At 40.5% G+C, this 15,296-nt stretch carries 16 protein-coding genes; 11 read left to right on the top strand and 5 right to left on the bottom strand.

Annotated features, from left to right (window positions below):
• Nucleotides 1-4: 4 nt before the first annotated feature.
• A complete protein-coding gene (locus LY624_RS05385; protein ID WP_341804063.1) occupies nucleotides 5-877 on the bottom strand; it encodes a mechanosensitive ion channel family protein in 873 nt (290 codons plus the stop codon).
• A 183-nt stretch (nucleotides 878-1,060) separates the two neighbouring features.
• Here LY624_RS05385 and LY624_RS05380 point away from each other — a divergent pair, with 183 nt between their 5' ends.
• The 5 genes from LY624_RS05380 to LY624_RS05360 all read left to right on the top strand — a co-directional run bounded on the left by LY624_RS05380 (nucleotide 1,061) and on the right by LY624_RS05360 (nucleotide 6,820).
• Nucleotides 1,061-1,270, top strand: a complete 210-nt coding sequence (locus LY624_RS05380; protein ID WP_130151213.1) for a hypothetical protein — start codon at nucleotides 1,061-1,063, stop codon at nucleotides 1,268-1,270.
• Nucleotides 1,271-1,534: 264 nt separating this feature from the next.
• On the top strand, nucleotides 1,535-3,673 hold the full coding sequence (locus tag LY624_RS05375) for a M3 family metallopeptidase (RefSeq protein ID WP_341804062.1): 2,139 nt from the start codon (nucleotides 1,535-1,537) through the stop codon (nucleotides 3,671-3,673).
• 87 nt (nucleotides 3,674-3,760) lie between these two features.
• Complete coding sequence (locus LY624_RS05370; RefSeq protein WP_341804061.1) at nucleotides 3,761-4,606, top strand: carboxylate/amino acid/amine transporter; 846 nt, start codon at nucleotides 3,761-3,763, stop codon at nucleotides 4,604-4,606.
• Between the two features lie 79 nt (nucleotides 4,607-4,685).
• Nucleotides 4,686-6,011: a glycerophosphodiester phosphodiesterase family protein gene (locus LY624_RS05365; RefSeq protein ID WP_341804060.1), complete on the top strand. Its 1,326-nt coding sequence runs from the start codon at nucleotides 4,686-4,688 to the stop codon at nucleotides 6,009-6,011.
• Between the two features lie 71 nt (nucleotides 6,012-6,082).
• Nucleotides 6,083-6,820, top strand: a complete 738-nt coding sequence (locus LY624_RS05360) for a dienelactone hydrolase family protein (RefSeq protein WP_341804059.1) — start codon at nucleotides 6,083-6,085, stop codon at nucleotides 6,818-6,820.
• On the opposite strand, the gene LY624_RS05355 is transcribed toward LY624_RS05360, so the two are convergent.
• Nucleotides 6,817-7,728 (bottom strand): LysR family transcriptional regulator, encoded by a 912-nt coding sequence (locus LY624_RS05355; RefSeq protein ID WP_341804058.1) that lies wholly within the window; start codon nucleotides 7,726-7,728, stop codon nucleotides 6,817-6,819. The genes LY624_RS05360 and LY624_RS05355 overlap by 4 nt on opposite strands.
• Nucleotides 7,729-7,862: 134 nt before the next feature.
• On the opposite strand from LY624_RS05355, the gene LY624_RS05350 reads away from it, so the two are divergent.
• Nucleotides 7,863-8,549: a type 1 glutamine amidotransferase domain-containing protein gene (locus LY624_RS05350; RefSeq protein ID WP_130151207.1), complete on the top strand. Its 687-nt coding sequence runs from the start codon at nucleotides 7,863-7,865 to the stop codon at nucleotides 8,547-8,549.
• Between the two features lie 105 nt (nucleotides 8,550-8,654).
• Complete coding sequence (locus tag LY624_RS05345; RefSeq protein WP_341804057.1) at nucleotides 8,655-9,236, top strand: rhomboid family intramembrane serine protease; 582 nt, start codon at nucleotides 8,655-8,657, stop codon at nucleotides 9,234-9,236.
• Nucleotides 9,237-9,265: 29 nt separating this feature from the next.
• Here LY624_RS05345 and LY624_RS05340 read toward each other — a convergent pair whose 3' ends face one another.
• The 3 genes from LY624_RS05340 to LY624_RS05330 are packed head-to-tail and all read right to left on the bottom strand — an operon-like array spanning nucleotide 9,266 to nucleotide 11,721.
• Nucleotides 9,266-10,261 carry an AbiH family protein gene (locus LY624_RS05340; RefSeq protein ID WP_341804056.1) on the bottom strand — a complete coding sequence of 332 codons (996 nt, stop codon included), beginning with the start codon at nucleotides 10,259-10,261 and terminating at the stop codon, nucleotides 9,266-9,268.
• A gap of 60 nt (nucleotides 10,262-10,321) precedes the next feature.
• The gene (locus LY624_RS05335; protein ID WP_341804055.1) at nucleotides 10,322-11,338 is read right to left on the bottom strand and encodes an endonuclease/exonuclease/phosphatase family protein; all 1,017 of its coding nucleotides are present in this window, start codon (nucleotides 11,336-11,338) and stop codon (nucleotides 10,322-10,324) included.
• 8 nt (nucleotides 11,339-11,346) lie between these two features.
• Nucleotides 11,347-11,721 (bottom strand): STAS/SEC14 domain-containing protein, encoded by a 375-nt coding sequence (locus tag LY624_RS05330; RefSeq protein ID WP_341804054.1) that lies wholly within the window; start codon nucleotides 11,719-11,721, stop codon nucleotides 11,347-11,349.
• Between the two features lie 113 nt (nucleotides 11,722-11,834).
• Here LY624_RS05330 and yghU point away from each other — a divergent pair, with 113 nt between their 5' ends.
• From yghU to LY624_RS05310, 4 genes are all read left to right on the top strand, one after another.
• Nucleotides 11,835-12,674: a glutathione-dependent disulfide-bond oxidoreductase gene (gene yghU / locus LY624_RS05325; RefSeq protein WP_130151203.1), complete on the top strand. Its 840-nt coding sequence runs from the start codon at nucleotides 11,835-11,837 to the stop codon at nucleotides 12,672-12,674.
• A 57-nt stretch (nucleotides 12,675-12,731) separates the two neighbouring features.
• Complete coding sequence (locus LY624_RS05320) at nucleotides 12,732-14,030, top strand: MFS transporter (protein ID WP_341804053.1); 1,299 nt, start codon at nucleotides 12,732-12,734, stop codon at nucleotides 14,028-14,030.
• 57 nt (nucleotides 14,031-14,087) lie between these two features.
• Nucleotides 14,088-14,474: a membrane lipoprotein lipid attachment site-containing protein gene (locus LY624_RS05315; protein ID WP_130151201.1), complete on the top strand. Its 387-nt coding sequence runs from the start codon at nucleotides 14,088-14,090 to the stop codon at nucleotides 14,472-14,474.
• Between the two features lie 179 nt (nucleotides 14,475-14,653).
• Nucleotides 14,654-15,253 (top strand): FMN-dependent NADH-azoreductase, encoded by a 600-nt coding sequence (locus LY624_RS05310; protein WP_130151200.1) that lies wholly within the window; start codon nucleotides 14,654-14,656, stop codon nucleotides 15,251-15,253.
• Nucleotides 15,254-15,296: the final 43 nt, after the last annotated feature.

Raw genomic sequence — 15,296 nt, 5'->3', positions numbered from 1 at the left:
TTTTTCATTTTTGTTTACTTCGACGTTTTAAGGCAATTTCGCCATCGATATGAATATCGCGCTGCGGGAATGCGATGGTAACATCGTGCTCAGCAAACACTTTATATATACTGAAACGTAACTCACTTCGTACCTGTCGAAGAGGTGCTTCTGACTCCGCACATACCCAAAAGATAGCACTAAACGTTAATGAGCTATCTGCAAAGTCATCAAATAAGACTGATGAGGCGGGTGTTTTTAAAATAGCCGGATGCTCATCTAAAATTTGCTTAATCAATTTTTCAACCAACACTACATCTGAACCATAAGCAACACCGACATTTACGGATGAGCGCGCATTACGATCAATCAGAGTCCAGTTAGTTACGGTATTTTCAAGCAGTTGGCTATTAGGCACTAACATATGCACACCATCGTTACGACGAATGCGTGTAGAGCGTGTGTTAATTGTTTCAACAACCCCTTTCGCAGTCCCTACTTCTAGAAAGTCACCAATACGTATTGGTCGCTCCCACATGAGTATCCAACCACTAATAAAGTTATTAATAATGTTTTGTGCACCAAAACCGACGCCGATAGCAATTGCACCAGAGACAAAAGCAAACGCTGTTAATGGAATATTGAGTACCTCAAGTGAGGTAAACACAAGCACCGCTATCGTAACGACAAGATATATACGGGTGAATAAATGAACAGCATCAGGACCTAGATTTTTTGCAAGTAATGCTTTTTTAATTAATCGACCAATCCACGTGACCACAAACCACATTAAAAAAAGCACCAAAGGCACTTGAATAATTTTTAGCACAGTAATTTGCACATCGTTATACGTAAACAATACAAACGATAATACAGATTGCAGATCAGCAAGGGTCATAAATTAACATTCCTAGTAAAAAAATGAATTTGGTTCAGTTGTGACTAAGTTTAACACGGCATAATAAGTGAAAACTTGGTAAATACTAAGTTCTTTATGCACGAAAAGCGCTAATTATTAACTATTATTGAACATAGATGCTATATAAATAGTGAGAACTATGAATAGCATGAGGAGAGCACAATGTCACAAATGACACTTACACAGAAGCTAGCAACACTTCAGCCAATGGTTGATTTAAACTTATTTGAGTCGAGCCTAGATTACAGAAATCGTATTTTAAACTTACTTGCAGAACAAGAAAACACGTTAGCACTGATCAACAAAGAATTCGGAAATACGATGCCTGGAAATTTTGGCTCTGAGAAAAAGTTTGTACTGGGTTATAATTGATTCATGCATAACCATCGATGTATAAATCACACCAATTTATCTCATTATTACTTTACTAAATATTAAAGCCGTCTCATTTATAGTAAGACGGCTTTTTTGTGCAATTTTACCGCGTTTACTTCCTTTTTTGCGCTCAACCATCCTAATAAACCGATAGATTTAATTGTTTCTGGTCTAAAATTTGGTAACTTAAAAAAGCTCTCATCATTGGTGTAATCCCTCATATTTGGAAAATACCAAGCACATTTTTATATTGGAGTTCTCATGCATAAGACCCTAATAGCAACAACGATTGCTAGTGCACTTTTACTTTCAGCTTGTAGTTCACAGCAAGCTGACACACAAACTCAAGTTGACACTGCTGCTGAAACACAAACAGCTAATGTTACCAACGTTCTTTTCAAGCCAAGCCCTTTACAATACATGGCTCCTGAGTTTGATAAAATTTCAACCAAAGACTACGAGCCAGCATTTGAAGCGGGTATTGCACAGCAAAAAGCTGAAATTGCAAAGATCGCAAACAACCCTGAGCCTGCAACATTTGAAAATACCCTTGTTGCAATGGAACTATCTGGTGAGCTACTAGGCCGCACTTCTGCGGCATTTTTTAATTTATCAGGTTTGATCTCTGACAGTGAGTATCAACGAATCGCCGCTAAAATGGCGCCTATTATGTCTGCTCATACTGATGATATTTACCTAAACAAAGCCTTATTCGCTCGTGTGCAAAGTATCTACGACGACAAATCATCTTTAAATGCTGAAGATCAACGCCTTGTCGATTTTTACTATAAAAAGTTTGTTAACGCGGGTGCAAAGCTTAACGAAACTGAAAAAGCAAAAATGCGTGAAATCAACGCAGAACTTGCCAAACTTTCAACAGAGTTTTCACAAAATATCTTAAAATCATTCAAAGAAGATGTGATTTTAGTAAAAGATAAAAGCGAGCTGGCTGGTTTGTCTGAAGGTGAAATAGCAAGCCTTGCAGCTGCGGCACAAAAAGCTGGTAAAGAAGGTTACATGATCACGCTTGTCAACACGACTCGCCAGCCTATCTTACAAAGCCTTGAAAACCGCAAGCTACGTGAAAAAGTATGGACCACTTCTGCAACTCGCGCACAAGCAACTAATAGCCCAATCATCATTAAAGAGACTAAACTACGCGCAGAAAAAGCAGCATTACTGGGTTACAAAGACTGGGCTTCGTATGTGATGACAACACGTATGGCGCAAACAACAGAAAACGTTTACGGCATTCTTGATGACTTAGCACCAAAAGCGGTTGCCAAAGCAGAAGCTGAAGCAGAACAAATCCAGCAAGTAATTAAAAAGTCTGGCAAAAACTTTGCTCTGCAACCGTGGGATTGGGCATTCTATGCTGAAAAAGTACGTCAGGAAAAATACGACTTAGACCCTGCATTAGTTAAGCCTTACTTTGAAATGCAATCAGTGATCCACGACGGCCTATTTTTTGCGATGAATAAACTGTACGGCATTACCTTTAAAGAGCGTACAGACTTACCTGTTTATCATGAAGACGTAATGGTATTTGAAGTATTTAACGAAGATGGCAGCGCTATCGGCCTATTCTACATGGACCCTTACGCACGTGAAGGCAAACGCGGCGGTGCATGGATGAGCTCTTATGTCAGCCAAAGCGGTCTAAAAGACACCATGCCGGTAATCTACAATGCACAAAACATTCCTAAACCAGCTGACGGCCAACCTACACTCATGACCTTCTCTGAAGTAACAACGATGTTCCATGAATTTGGTCATGCTGCGCACGGTTTATTCTCTGATGTTAAATACCCAAGCTTAGCAGGTACAGCAACTGCTCGTGACTTTGTTGAATTCCCTTCACAAGCAAATGAGGACTGGAACATCGAACCGACTGTACTGGCAAACTATGCCAAGCATTACAAAACAGGTGAGCCAATTCCAAAAGCATTACTTGCAAAAGTACTTGAATCACAAAAGTTCAACCAAGGTTTTGATACAACAGAGTATTTAGCCGCGGCACTGCTTGACATGGAATGGCATTCATTTGGTGTTGATGCTGATATTACAGATGTGCAAAAGTTTGAACATGATGCGTTAGACAAGCACGGTATTGCCTACTACCCGGTACCACCTCGTTATAAGTCTTGCTACTTCAGCCACACATTCGCCGGTGGTTACTCAGCAGGTTATTATGCGTACCTTTGGACTGAAGTATTCGCAGCAGATGCGTTTGCACACATGACAGAAGAAGGTGGCTTAACCCGTGAAAACGGTGATAATTTCCGTAAAGAGGTTTTATCTAAAGGTAATAGCCGCGATTTAATGCAAAGCTACATTGAATTCCGTGGTCAAAAACCAACAACAGACGCACTATTAAAGCGCCGTGGTTTAGTTGAGTAATCTAAAATTATTCGCAAAATGATGAAAGCCCGCAATTATTGCGGGCTTTTTGTTATAGTGCAATTTTAGAATCAATGACTATAAAACATGACCTACTTATTTGCTGTTACCCTGCTTTGGGCCTTTTCGTTTAGTCTTATTGGTGTTTATTTAGCAGGACAAGTCGATGCATGGTTTAGTGTGTTAATGCGCATTGGCTTGGCAACTTGCGTATTTTTACCTTTTCTGCACTGGCGTAAAACCCCTAAAGCTTTAGCACTTAAACTGATGGCAATAGGTGCGGTGCAGCTGGGTGTAATGTACAGCTTTTATTACCATTCGTTTTTGTACCTCAGTGTGCCTGAAGTGCTGTTATTCACGGTTATGACACCGCTTTACATCACCTTATTAAACGATATTCTTGAAAAACGCTTCAATGCTAAATTCTTGCTTGCCGCCATGCTGGCCATCGTGGGAGCAGTCGCTATTCGTTACGAAGGCATTGATGAAAACTACCTGTTTGGAATGCTACTTGTGCAGGCTGCCAATATTTGCTTTGCAACAGGACAAGTGACCTATAAACGATTAATGCAACACGAACACATTGCGCATTCTCGTGTCTTCGCATGGTTTTTCATTGGTGCACTCATCGTCGCATTAGTTTGCTATGGTTTATTTGGTGATACCAGTAAGCTCCCTACCACAACCACACAATGGGGTGTCCTGATTTACCTTGGAACAATTGCCTCTGGACTTGGTTATTTTGCATGGAATAAAGGCGCGACTATTGTCAACGTGGGTGCGCTGGCAGTCATGAATAACTTACTAATCCCTGCGGGGATTATCGTCAATATTATTATTTGGAACCGTGATGCCGACATTCTCAGATTAAGTATTGGCGCAGCCGTTATACTGTTAGCTTTGATAGTGAACCAAGCTATTGTGAAAAAATAAATTAAGCTTACTGTCGTTTTATTGTCATTAATGATGATTAAGGTGATGCACTCATTTATTTTAAAAGGATACGAAAATAGTGAAATACATACCCTTACTGACTAGTTGCTTATTCATAAGCGTTCTTGCTGGTTGTGATGATGATGTAGAAGTTGTCGAAAAAGAAGTTGTTGTCACAAATACTGATGTTCAAGTTGTTGAAGTTCCAACCCCCATTGTCGTAGAAGTGGCGCAAGGCACCAATATTCAGCTTGGCACTCGCCCAGACTACCTCATTGATGACATGGCAGACAGTACACTAAAAACAAAACTAGAATCGTGTAAAGAAGGCCCCTTTTACCGTACTGATTTTTCAATCGGTCATCGAGGAGCGCCTATGCAATACCCTGAGCACACTAAAGAGTCTTATATCGCTGCGGCTCGCATGGGGGCTGGCATTGTCGAGTGTGATGTCACGTTTACAAACGATAAAGAATTAGTATGTCGCCATTCTCAGTGTGACTTACATACCACCACAAATATTTTAGCTATTCCAGAATTAGCTGCAAAATGCAGTGAACCTTTTACTCCAGCAGATCCTAACAGTGGTACGCCTGCTTCCGCTAAATGTTGTACTAGCGATCTTAGCCTCGCAGAGTTTTTAACCCTTGAAGGCAAAATGGATGGTGCAAACCCCAACGCAACTAATGTGGCTGAGTATATGAAAGGAACGCCTAGTTGGCGAACTGATTTATATGCAAATACAGGCACCCTAATGACACATAAACAAAGTATCGCCTTGTTTAAAGAGTTAGGCGTAAAAATGACTCCTGAACTTAAGTCGCCAGCTGTTAGCATGCCTTTTGATGGTATGAGCCAAGAGCAGTACGCACAAAAAATGCTCGATGAGTACATACAAATGGATGTGCCCGCGAATCATGTTTTTCCACAGTCATTTAACTTAGATGATGTAAAATATTGGATTAATAACAATCCTGACTTTGCAGCTCAAAGTGTTTACTTGGATGGCCGTGATAGTGATGCAGGCTTTGACCCTAATAATTCTGACACTTGGCAACCCAGTATGGCTGCACTTTACAGTGACGGTGTTAAGATTATTGCACCACCAATCTGGATGCTATTAACCATCGATAACGACAGTAACATAGTGCCTTCACAATACGCAGTCGATGCCAAAGCTGCGGGCCTTAAAATCATAGCGTGGAGCTTTGAACGCTCAGGCCCGTTAAATAATGGTGGCGGCTATTATTATCAATCGGTTGCCGATGTTATTGATAATGATGGCGATATGATGACCGTGCTTGATGTATTAGCCAAAGATGTTGGTGTTATAGGTATCTTCTCTGATTGGCCTGCAACGGTTAGTTATTACGCAAGTTGTAATAACATGCCTGCCAGTATTTAAAAGTTTTACGGCTACAGTCGTTTATTTAATCGTGCTCGGTTAACATAGGGTTTTATTTAGCCGAGCATTTTATGATCATTCAACACCATAGCCACGATATAGCCACCCCAACAGGGCCAATGCGCACCAGTGTTTATCGCCCAGTAGATGAAGGGAAGTTCCCTTGCATTGTTTTCTATTCAGAGATTTTTCAAGAAACTGCGCCAATCGCACGCTCTGCTGCAATACTGGCAGGTCATGGTTTTGTGGTATTAGTGCCTGAAGTGTTTCATGAGTTAAACCCTATCGGTACTGTACTTGCCTACAATGATGCGGGTAAGGATAAAGGCAATGCCGACAAGTGGGCAAAACCACTTGAGAGCCACGATACCGATACTGAAGCCTTAATTGCATTTTCACGCACTCAAGATTACTGCACAGGCCACATCGGTGCGATGGGTGTCTGTATTGGTGGTCACCTTGCATATCGCGCAGCGTTAAACTCTAATATTAAAGCTGCATTTTGTTTATATGCAACAGATATACACAGCGATACCTTAGTGGCGCAAGCAGGTAATAACTCATTTGAGCGCATGGCTGATATCAAAGGTGAGATTCACTTTGTCTGGGGTAAGCAAGACCCACATGTACCAAAAGAAGGCCGCCTTAAAATTTACCAACAAGCGGTGGCAACAGGAATTAATTACCAGTGGCAAGAAGTTAATGCCCAACACGCCTTTATGCGCGATGAAGGCGACCGTTACGACCCTGCCCTTGCAATCACCATGTATCAACAAGCCGTTGCTTTATTTAATCGAACGCTTGTTTAAATCGCCAGCGTTGCCACTTGATTAGCGAAATAGTCCTTTAGGTAATCAAGTAAAACACGCAATTTTTTGCTTCCCGCCGCCCCTGGCGGGAACACACCATAAAGCTCAATATCCGCGGTTTTGTAATCTTCTAATACTGTTCGCAAGAAACCGGCCTTAATCTTAGGAAGCGCATCATAAGCCGGGATTTTAGCTAAACCATGTCCCGCTTCAACAAAAGCTGTACGTGCTGCGGCATTGTTAGTACTAATGCCACCACTAACAGCTATATCAAAGCGGCGTTTGTCTTTTTCAAGTGTTACAGTCGCACTGCTTGGTTGGTACACGACCCAAGTATGCACTGCTAAATCAGCAATGCTCTTTGGTATGGGATGTTTTGTAAAGTAATCAACTGAACCACATAAACATGTAGCCATACTTGCCAGCTTAGTCGCTTGCAAGTTTGAACTCTCAAGCGCAACCCCTCGAATAGCCAAATCATAGCCTTCTTTGATAATATCAACCACATCATCACTCAGTTGTAAGTCTATATCGATTTTAGGATACAAACGTTTAAACTGAGCCAACGCAGGCACCACAAGTTGCAAGCCTACATTCACCGGACAACTCAGTTTAATTACCCCTACGGGTTCACTTTTTAAGCTTTCAAGATGCAGGTTAGCTGCCTCAGCCTGCTCTGTAATGGCCTGACAGCGTTCGTAATAAGCCATACCCGCTTCTGTTAGCGTCATAGTGCGAGTCGAACGGTTTAATAAAGTGAGCTGCAATTGTTGCTCTAGCTTTTTTAAGTGATAACTCACCACAGCTCGCGACAAGCCTAGTTGCTGAGCCGCTTTGGTTAAACTACCTTGCTGCACAATATGGGCAAACACCACCATGCTTTTTAATTGCTCGAACGATACTTTCATATGGATTCCTAATATGACCTGAATAATTGTATCAATTATTAAACCAATGAAGTCAAGTTTATCTGCGTTGTTTAACTAAGTTTTCATCCCTATAGTGTTATCAACGATGTTTAATACACAAAAAAGGTTTCACTATGTCAGCTAAGAAAATTTTAATGGTACTTACTTCACACGATGAATTAGGTGATACCGGTCATAAAACAGGTTTTTGGGTAGAAGAGTTTGCAGCCCCCTACTACGCCTTTGTTGATGCTGGTGCAGATGTAACCCTTGCATCAGTAAAAGGCGGCCAACCTCCAGTCGATCCAAATAGCGCGGCACCTGACGCTGCCACAGATGCAACCAAACGCTTTGAAGAAGACAGCGCAGCAAAAACCTTAATGGCAAACACTAAACCATTGAGCGAGATTAATGCAGAGGAATATGACGCAGTATTTTACCCAGGCGGCCATGGTCCATTATGGGACTTAGTTGATAACCAGGATTCTATTAGTTTGATTGAACAATTTTTAAATTCAAACAAGCCTGTTGGCGCGGTATGTCATGCAAGTGCTGTCTTACTCAATGCGAAAAATGCAGCAGGTAAATCAGTCGTATTTGATAAAAAAGTTACTGGCTTTAGTAACTCTGAAGAAGATGCCGTACAGCTTACCAATGTGGTACCGCTGCTCGTAGAAGATGAGCTAATCAAACAAGGCGGTCACTATCAAAAAACCGATGACTGGGGCGTACTTGCCATTGAAGACGGTTTATTAATCACAGGGCAAAACCCTGCAAGTTCAGAACTTGCAGCGAAAAAACTACTGACCAAATTAGGTTAAAAATCACAATTCATTACTCAGTAAACACCTTGTGCATCAAGGTGTTTACCTTCACTATTAATAAGTTATACTGATTCGGTCGAATTGATTTAAGAGCCTTCAACCATGACTGAAAAATCAGCTGCTAAACTTCCCCCTATCAGTAGCAAACGGTTTGCTATTTTGGGCATCATGTTACTTTGTGTGGTGCTGCAAATTGCCAACTCACTCCCCGGTGTAAACCTTAACGGTTTTGGCATATTACCTCGTCAAATATCTGGTGTGTCAGGCGTGTTCTTTGCCCCATTTTTACATGGCGGCTGGGCGCATTTGGTCAGTAATTTAGTGCCTTTTGCTATTCTTGCGTGGCTGGTATGCCAATACAGCGTAAAACGTTTTTGGCTAGTGTTTACTGGCACTGCACTGCTTGGTGGACTACTCGTTTGGTTATTCGGCCGCAGTAATATTCATGTAGGTTTGAGTGGCGTAATTTATGGTTTATGGGGTTATCTAATCTGCTATGGCATCATGCACCGCTCATTCAAAGCAATTTTAATCAGCATTGCCGTTGTTGTACTTTACAGCGGCTTAATTTGGGGTGTATTTCCGCAGCGTATTCATATCTCTTTCGAGAGCCATTTATTTGGTGCCATAAGTGGTGCTTTTATGGGTTACCTGATGGCAAAGCGTGATAAAAAGCTGATTTAAAAAAGTTGTAGCAAATAGCTTTAGATTTGTTACAACTTATCACTCAATCTAAAAATTTCTGAATTAAAAGCAAAATAAACCTTACTGGATATTGTATCAATATCCACGCTTTTTATAAATTTTTGTAAAACTTCTCTTTCTCTTCTATTAAAAAGATGAGATCTTCTTGAGCTAATATCGAAAACTCGGTCAAAAATAATAAGTCTACAATCTCTTTTTATTAACTGAGTCTCTATCAAGTCCCACCAAATTTGATCAGTTTGACCAATTGAAGAGCCGAAAATGCAAATTAAATCTGCATGAGTAAGCCTATGGGTACAATCAATTTCAACCCCGTGCTTCATAACTAAATTACAATCCCTCTTAACTAGCTGATTTTTAGCATCAGTATCATCTTTGAGGCTTGAATTTGCGATTTGTGTAGAATCATTCACCCCCAAAACCATATTTGAGGTTAAAGAACCATGTACATGGTGGATGAAAAATAATTTATTTAAAGTTCGTTCATATTTTTCTTGAATATCAAGCCCTTTATAATTGTTAGCAAGTTCCTTGATCCCTAAAATATGTTCGATTGTATGTGTATAATTAAAACTTATGATAGAGAAAATGTTACTATCTGTACTTTTACTAGTAAAAAAATTATTTAATGATATTTGATCTCTATTCCTAAGAAATTTCTCTGGATGAAAGAAGTCTTGAAGAAAATTTGATTTACTAACTTCAGATACTTCATTAAGAGAAAAATTTCTTTGAATTTCGTCCAAGTAATCAGCTAATTCATCAACAATATCTGCATGAATTTCATCTAATGCATCAAGGCTTTCAATTGATTTAGTGTAATTTCCCAATTCTAACTCTAGATCTGCCCACTTGCTTAAATCACTCGATATACTATTTTTAAATTTCTGAACAATTGAAGATGTACTTTTCTTATTTATATAAAAATTATAGAAATCATTATAACTAGTTTTAAGCCCCAGGTTTAAATCAAAACCATTTCCGATAAGGTAAACTACATTCACACAAAATACTCCCTGTTAAGTTAATAGTTACCTTATCAGTTTTATGTCTATTATCAATTTTCAACTCCTAAGTGCCATGGTGATCATCACAACACCATGGTCGGTACTTTGATCATCATAAGCAAACTGTGGGTTGATCAAGTGCTGATCATAGGTATGGTAATCAACAACTTCAAAAAAACTGCTTTGAAACCCTGCATCAAATTCCCTTGAAAGCAAAATATAATCAAACACTGAACTACTACTGCCAAAGTAATGGGTTGCTTCTCTGTCGCTTTCGGTCACTACATGACGCTGATAAAGCTGCCAACTATCCTGTAAGGTAAAATGTGAGCGATACACACTGTTTTGTCGATTTCCAGTGAGGCGTAAATGCTCGGCAATTAAATGATTGAGTACACCGTCATGCAACTCATTATTAAAATCCCCCATTACAATAACAGGGTTATTAGTTTGCGCTCTGCGATTGATGACTTCTATCAATAATAGTGCAGCTTCACTGCCACGCTGTATGCTTGATGCCCAGCGCCCTGCTATCTGCTCTTTTAACTGCTTAAGTAAGTTTTGTTGCTCAGTGCTGGTGTCATCGTATTCGTTATCAATCATGCTACGCTTTGATTTAAAGTGCAGTACATAGCAATCAACAACGCCAATATGTGGCACATCTATCGTAGCGCGAATAATATCGCGACTAAAACGAAACCCTTTAAGCCCCATTTGCGCTGCGTAATCTGTATCATACTCTACCTTGGCAACAGCCACTATTTTAAAGCGTGAAGCAATCGCAACAACAGGATCACGATAAATAAACTCATCAATAACAGTGGGTTCATCAACGACAGCAAAGTAAGGATAACCTTGTTCGCTTACTTGCTGTTTTAGAGCATCAATACTAAACACTTCTTGGAAACCAATGATATCAGGCTGTTGGTTTTCAAGATAATCAGCTAACCAGCGCTGTTTTTTTGCCCATTGCTGTGCACTATAAATACGCTGAAAATCATAAAATGCATTCGGTGGCGCTAAATAATTATAAAGGTTAAATGTCGCCACCTTTATTTGGTTATGCTTTATCACAGGCCACCTTATTCATGTAACCATTCACGTGCAATGTTCGCATCCTCAAAATACTTCACTTCACCACTGGTAAACCAATTACCCACCTTGCTAGCCACTTGTTGCCATTTCGCATTTCCTAATAAAGCAATGCGGCAAAACTCCTTGTTATGCTTAAGCCCCAACTTTAAGTCATCCCAAGCTGCTTGAAGCTCCCATCCCTCTAACTCTGTAATATCAACATAGGCTCTGATTTTTGCGTGAGGGACTGACGCTAGCGCATTTTCAATTAAAGGAGTGAGTTTTGTATAGTCATCATGAGTGAGTTTTCCAACGACTTTAAAAGTTAAATAAAATGTACTGCCAACGCGCTCTAAGCCAATCGTTAAACCGTGTTTTTTCATACCATCCTCCTTAATATTTATAATTTGATTACTCTACTTCCCTTGCTCACGTTGATCAACTAGGATGGTAGTCTCGTAGTGACATTCACAAAAGCACAAATAAAGGAGTTTCAATGAGTAATAACGACAGTTATACGCCGCCTAAAGTGTGGCAGTGGGATGCCGAAAATGGTGGCGAATGGGCTAAGACAAATCGCCCAATTTCAGGTGCTACCCACCAGCAAGATCTACCTGTGGGTGAGCATGCATTACAACTCTATTCACTTGCTACACCAAACGGTCAAAAAGTCACTATTATGCTTGAAGAGCTACTTGAGCTTGGCATTGATGACGCTGACTATGATGCGTTTTTGATCAAAATTGCTGATGGTGACCAATTCTCGTCGGGTTTTGTTAGCGTAAACCCTAACTCAAAGATCCCCGCATTGATGGATCACAGCACCAAGCCTGTTACCCGTGTTTTTGAATCGGGTGCGATTTTACAGTACTTGGCCGAAAAATTTGATGCACTTATTCCAAGCGACCACACAAGTAAAACCGAGTGTCGCAACTGGCTATTTTGGCAAATGGGTTCTGCGCCCTATTTAGGTGGTGGTTTTGGCCACTTTTATAGTTATGCACCGTTTAAAATGCAGTATCCAATAGACCGCTTTACTATGGAAGTTAAACGCCAACTCGACGTACTCAATCGCCATTTAAGCGATCATGACTACATGGCAGGCAGTGAGTATTCAATTGCTGACATTGCGATTTGGCCTTGGTACGGAAGCCTTGTACTTGGCTATTTATATGACGCAGCAGAGTTTTTAGATGTTGAGTCTTATACCCATGTTGTGCGCTGGGCAAAACAAGTTGAACGCCGCCCTGCAGTGCAACGTGGTCGCCGTGTTAACCGTACATGGGGTGATGAAGCAGAGCAACTTGCCGAGCGACACAGCAAAAATGACTTTTAACTATCGGGCTGCCATGCAGCCCATTGCGACAACCAACCCCCTCATTAACTTTGAAACATGAAAAAGCTCAGTAAAGAAGAGATCTACCAACGCCTTAGTAACACCGAAGATGCGCGCGCATGTAAAGCCATAGATGAAGCGGCCTGCAAGGTCGTGCCAGGTAACTTTATCACCCTTTTAGTGAGTCAGTTATTTAGCAAGTTTGCCGATGCCCTTTTAAATCCTAAAGTTACGCTTCCTTGGTTATTACAAAGTATTAATGTGCCTAGTAGCTTTATAGCGTGGCTTGTGCCAATACGTGAGTCGGGTTCTATGCTACCGCAGCTTGCTATTGCTCACTTAATTCGCCAGCTGGCGGTTAGAAAATGGGTGTGGGTGGTTGGGGCTATCATTCAGGCAGTGTGTATTATCGCTATGCTTATTTGCGCCCTCACTCTACAAGGCACGAGTGCAGGCTTTGCGATTATAGGTATTTTGATTATCTTTAGCCTTGCCCGCGGTTTTAATTCAATTGCAGCAAAAGATGTGTTGGGTAAGGTTATTCCAAAACAGCAACGAGGGAGCATTAGTGGTCTTGCAGCCAGTTTTGCAGGCTTTGCGACTCTTACCTTTGGCCTTGGGTTATGGTATTTACAACATTTAGGTTATGACAATGGGGTTTATGTTGCTCTCATATTAGCTGCGCTCATGTGGCTTTTTGCAGCACTGAGTTACAGCCAAATAAAGGAATATAAAGGTGCAACCGAAGGCGCTGAAAACGGCTTGTTGCATGCTCTAAAAAAGTTAAAACTTCTCTATCAAGATAAACAATTTGCCCACTTTATTATTACCCGTGCATTGTTACTTTGCTCAGCTTTAAGCGCTCCCTTTTATATTGTACTTGCCAGTGAACAAGCCTTTGATTTTTCACTACTAGCCACGTTTATGGCTCTTTCTGGCCTTGCCAGTCTGGTTTCAGCACCAATTTGGGGTAGATTAAGCGACTTATCGAGTCGCCGAGTGCTAGTTTTCGCAGCCGTACTTGTCACACTTAATGGCTTAGCCGTGTATTTAGTTGCGTATTTTAGCCCCACAACACTCAATGAATTTTGGTTACTACCACTGTGTTATTTTTTACTCACAGTTGCTCATCAAGGCGTTCGCCTCGGCCGAAAAACCTACTTAGTTGATATGGCTGAAGGGAATAAACGTACTGATTATGTGTCAGTTAGTAATACTGTGATAGGGCTAATACTGCTGCTATTGGGTAGCGTAGGCTTGCTAAATAGCTATTTAAGCACCGCTGAGCTGATCTTATTTTATAGTGTGCTTGGATTTGCTGGTGCAGTAAGTGCTTGGTTTTTAAAAGATACCTAGACCAAATTATTAAAAAAGCGCATAATCACGCTGATTTAATTCCAAAAAGGACTTACCATGAAAAAGATAGTATTTGCACTTTTTACACTGCTGACTTTGTCCGCATGTAGCACGAGTGTACCTATTCGTAACTTTGACTCTAACCCTATACCTACAGTAGCCAATAAGAGCCATGACCTTAAAAGTATCGAGAACGATATACTCAAGGCATGTATGAAGCTTGGATGGACATGTCGTGCAAATCAAGAAGGTAAGGTTTTAGGCACGTTAGATATTCGTAAACATCAATTACGAGTTGAAATTAGCTTTAATGAAAAAGAATATTCTATTGATTACAAAGACTCTATCAACCTAGATTACGATGGTAAGAAGATTCACCGTCAATACATCAACTGGGTAACAAACTTGATGCGTAATATTGATGCTGAATTAGCATATCAATAAAAAGGCGGCTTAGGTCGCCCTTTCTTTATCGTATGTACCGTCCTAAATAACAATGATGCTTCCCTTCCCCCACAGACAAACATTCGCTTAAAACGAACAAATTGCTCGATTAATAGCATTATTATTTTGTTTTGTACTTTTTTATACTTAGAACAACTTCCTAATTCGCAGGTGTCACAATGAAAAAAGTACTTGTTTTAAATTCTTCACTCAATGGTGAAAACGGTAACTCAACTAAATTAACAAACACATTTGTAAGTCAACTGACTGAAAAAGACCAAGTAACGATCACCCAGCGCGACTTAAGCAGCAACGCAATTGATCACCTAACGCAAACAGAAATGGCTGCGTGGATGACTGATGCAAACGAGCGTAGCGATGAGCAAAAAGCACTTGCAGCCATCTCTGACGAGTTAATTGGCGAACTTAACGACAACGATCTGATCGTTATCGGTATGCCAATGTATAACTTTGGTATTCCATCAACGTTTAAAGCATGGATTGACCGTATAGCACGTGCTGGTATTACGTTTAAATACACAGAACAAGGCGCAGTTGGTTTAGTTGAAAACAAAAAAGTCGTGGTACTGGCTGCCCGTGGTGGTGTGTACCAAGGTAGTGATATCGACACTCAAACTAAATACTTAAAAGATGTGCTTGGTTTTGTTGGTATGACTGATGTTGATTTTATCTACGCGGAAGGGTTAGCAATGCCTGGGGCTGAACAAAGCTTAGAAACAGCTCAAAATGAAATAAAGGCTTTGGCCGCTTCACTTTAATAAGTGACAAATAAAACTAGATATAAAAAGCGGTCATCATGAC

Source organism: Pseudoalteromonas sp. N1230-9 (genome assembly GCF_032716425.1).
Classification (GTDB): domain Bacteria; phylum Pseudomonadota; class Gammaproteobacteria; order Enterobacterales; family Alteromonadaceae; genus Pseudoalteromonas.
This window is presented reverse-complemented; position numbering and strand designations above follow the sequence as displayed.

Excerpts from the sequence above, each read along its gene's own strand:
- LY624_RS05385 (WP_341804063.1), bottom strand. The coding sequence starts at position 877 with ATGACCCTTGCTGATCTGCAATCTGTATTATCGTTTGTATTGTTTACG.
- LY624_RS05380 (WP_130151213.1), top strand. The coding sequence starts at position 1,061 with ATGTCACAAATGACACTTACACAGAAGCTAGCAACACTTCAGCCAATG.
- LY624_RS05375 (WP_341804062.1), top strand. The coding sequence starts at position 1,535 with ATGCATAAGACCCTAATAGCAACAACGATTGCTAGTGCACTTTTACTT.
- LY624_RS05370 (WP_341804061.1), top strand. The coding sequence starts at position 3,761 with ATGACCTACTTATTTGCTGTTACCCTGCTTTGGGCCTTTTCGTTTAGT.
- LY624_RS05360 (WP_341804059.1), top strand. The coding sequence starts at position 6,083 with ATGATCATTCAACACCATAGCCACGATATAGCCACCCCAACAGGGCCA.
- LY624_RS05355 (WP_341804058.1), bottom strand. The coding sequence starts at position 7,728 with ATGAAAGTATCGTTCGAGCAATTAAAAAGCATGGTGGTGTTTGCCCAT.
- LY624_RS05350 (WP_130151207.1), top strand. The coding sequence starts at position 7,863 with ATGTCAGCTAAGAAAATTTTAATGGTACTTACTTCACACGATGAATTA.
- LY624_RS05345 (WP_341804057.1), top strand. The coding sequence starts at position 8,655 with ATGACTGAAAAATCAGCTGCTAAACTTCCCCCTATCAGTAGCAAACGG.
- LY624_RS05330 (WP_341804054.1), bottom strand. The coding sequence starts at position 11,721 with ATGAAAAAACACGGTTTAACGATTGGCTTAGAGCGCGTTGGCAGTACA.
- yghU (WP_130151203.1), top strand. The coding sequence starts at position 11,835 with ATGAGTAATAACGACAGTTATACGCCGCCTAAAGTGTGGCAGTGGGAT.
- LY624_RS05320 (WP_341804053.1), top strand. The coding sequence starts at position 12,732 with ATGAAAAAGCTCAGTAAAGAAGAGATCTACCAACGCCTTAGTAACACC.
- LY624_RS05315 (WP_130151201.1), top strand. The coding sequence starts at position 14,088 with ATGAAAAAGATAGTATTTGCACTTTTTACACTGCTGACTTTGTCCGCA.
- LY624_RS05310 (WP_130151200.1), top strand. The coding sequence starts at position 14,654 with ATGAAAAAAGTACTTGTTTTAAATTCTTCACTCAATGGTGAAAACGGT.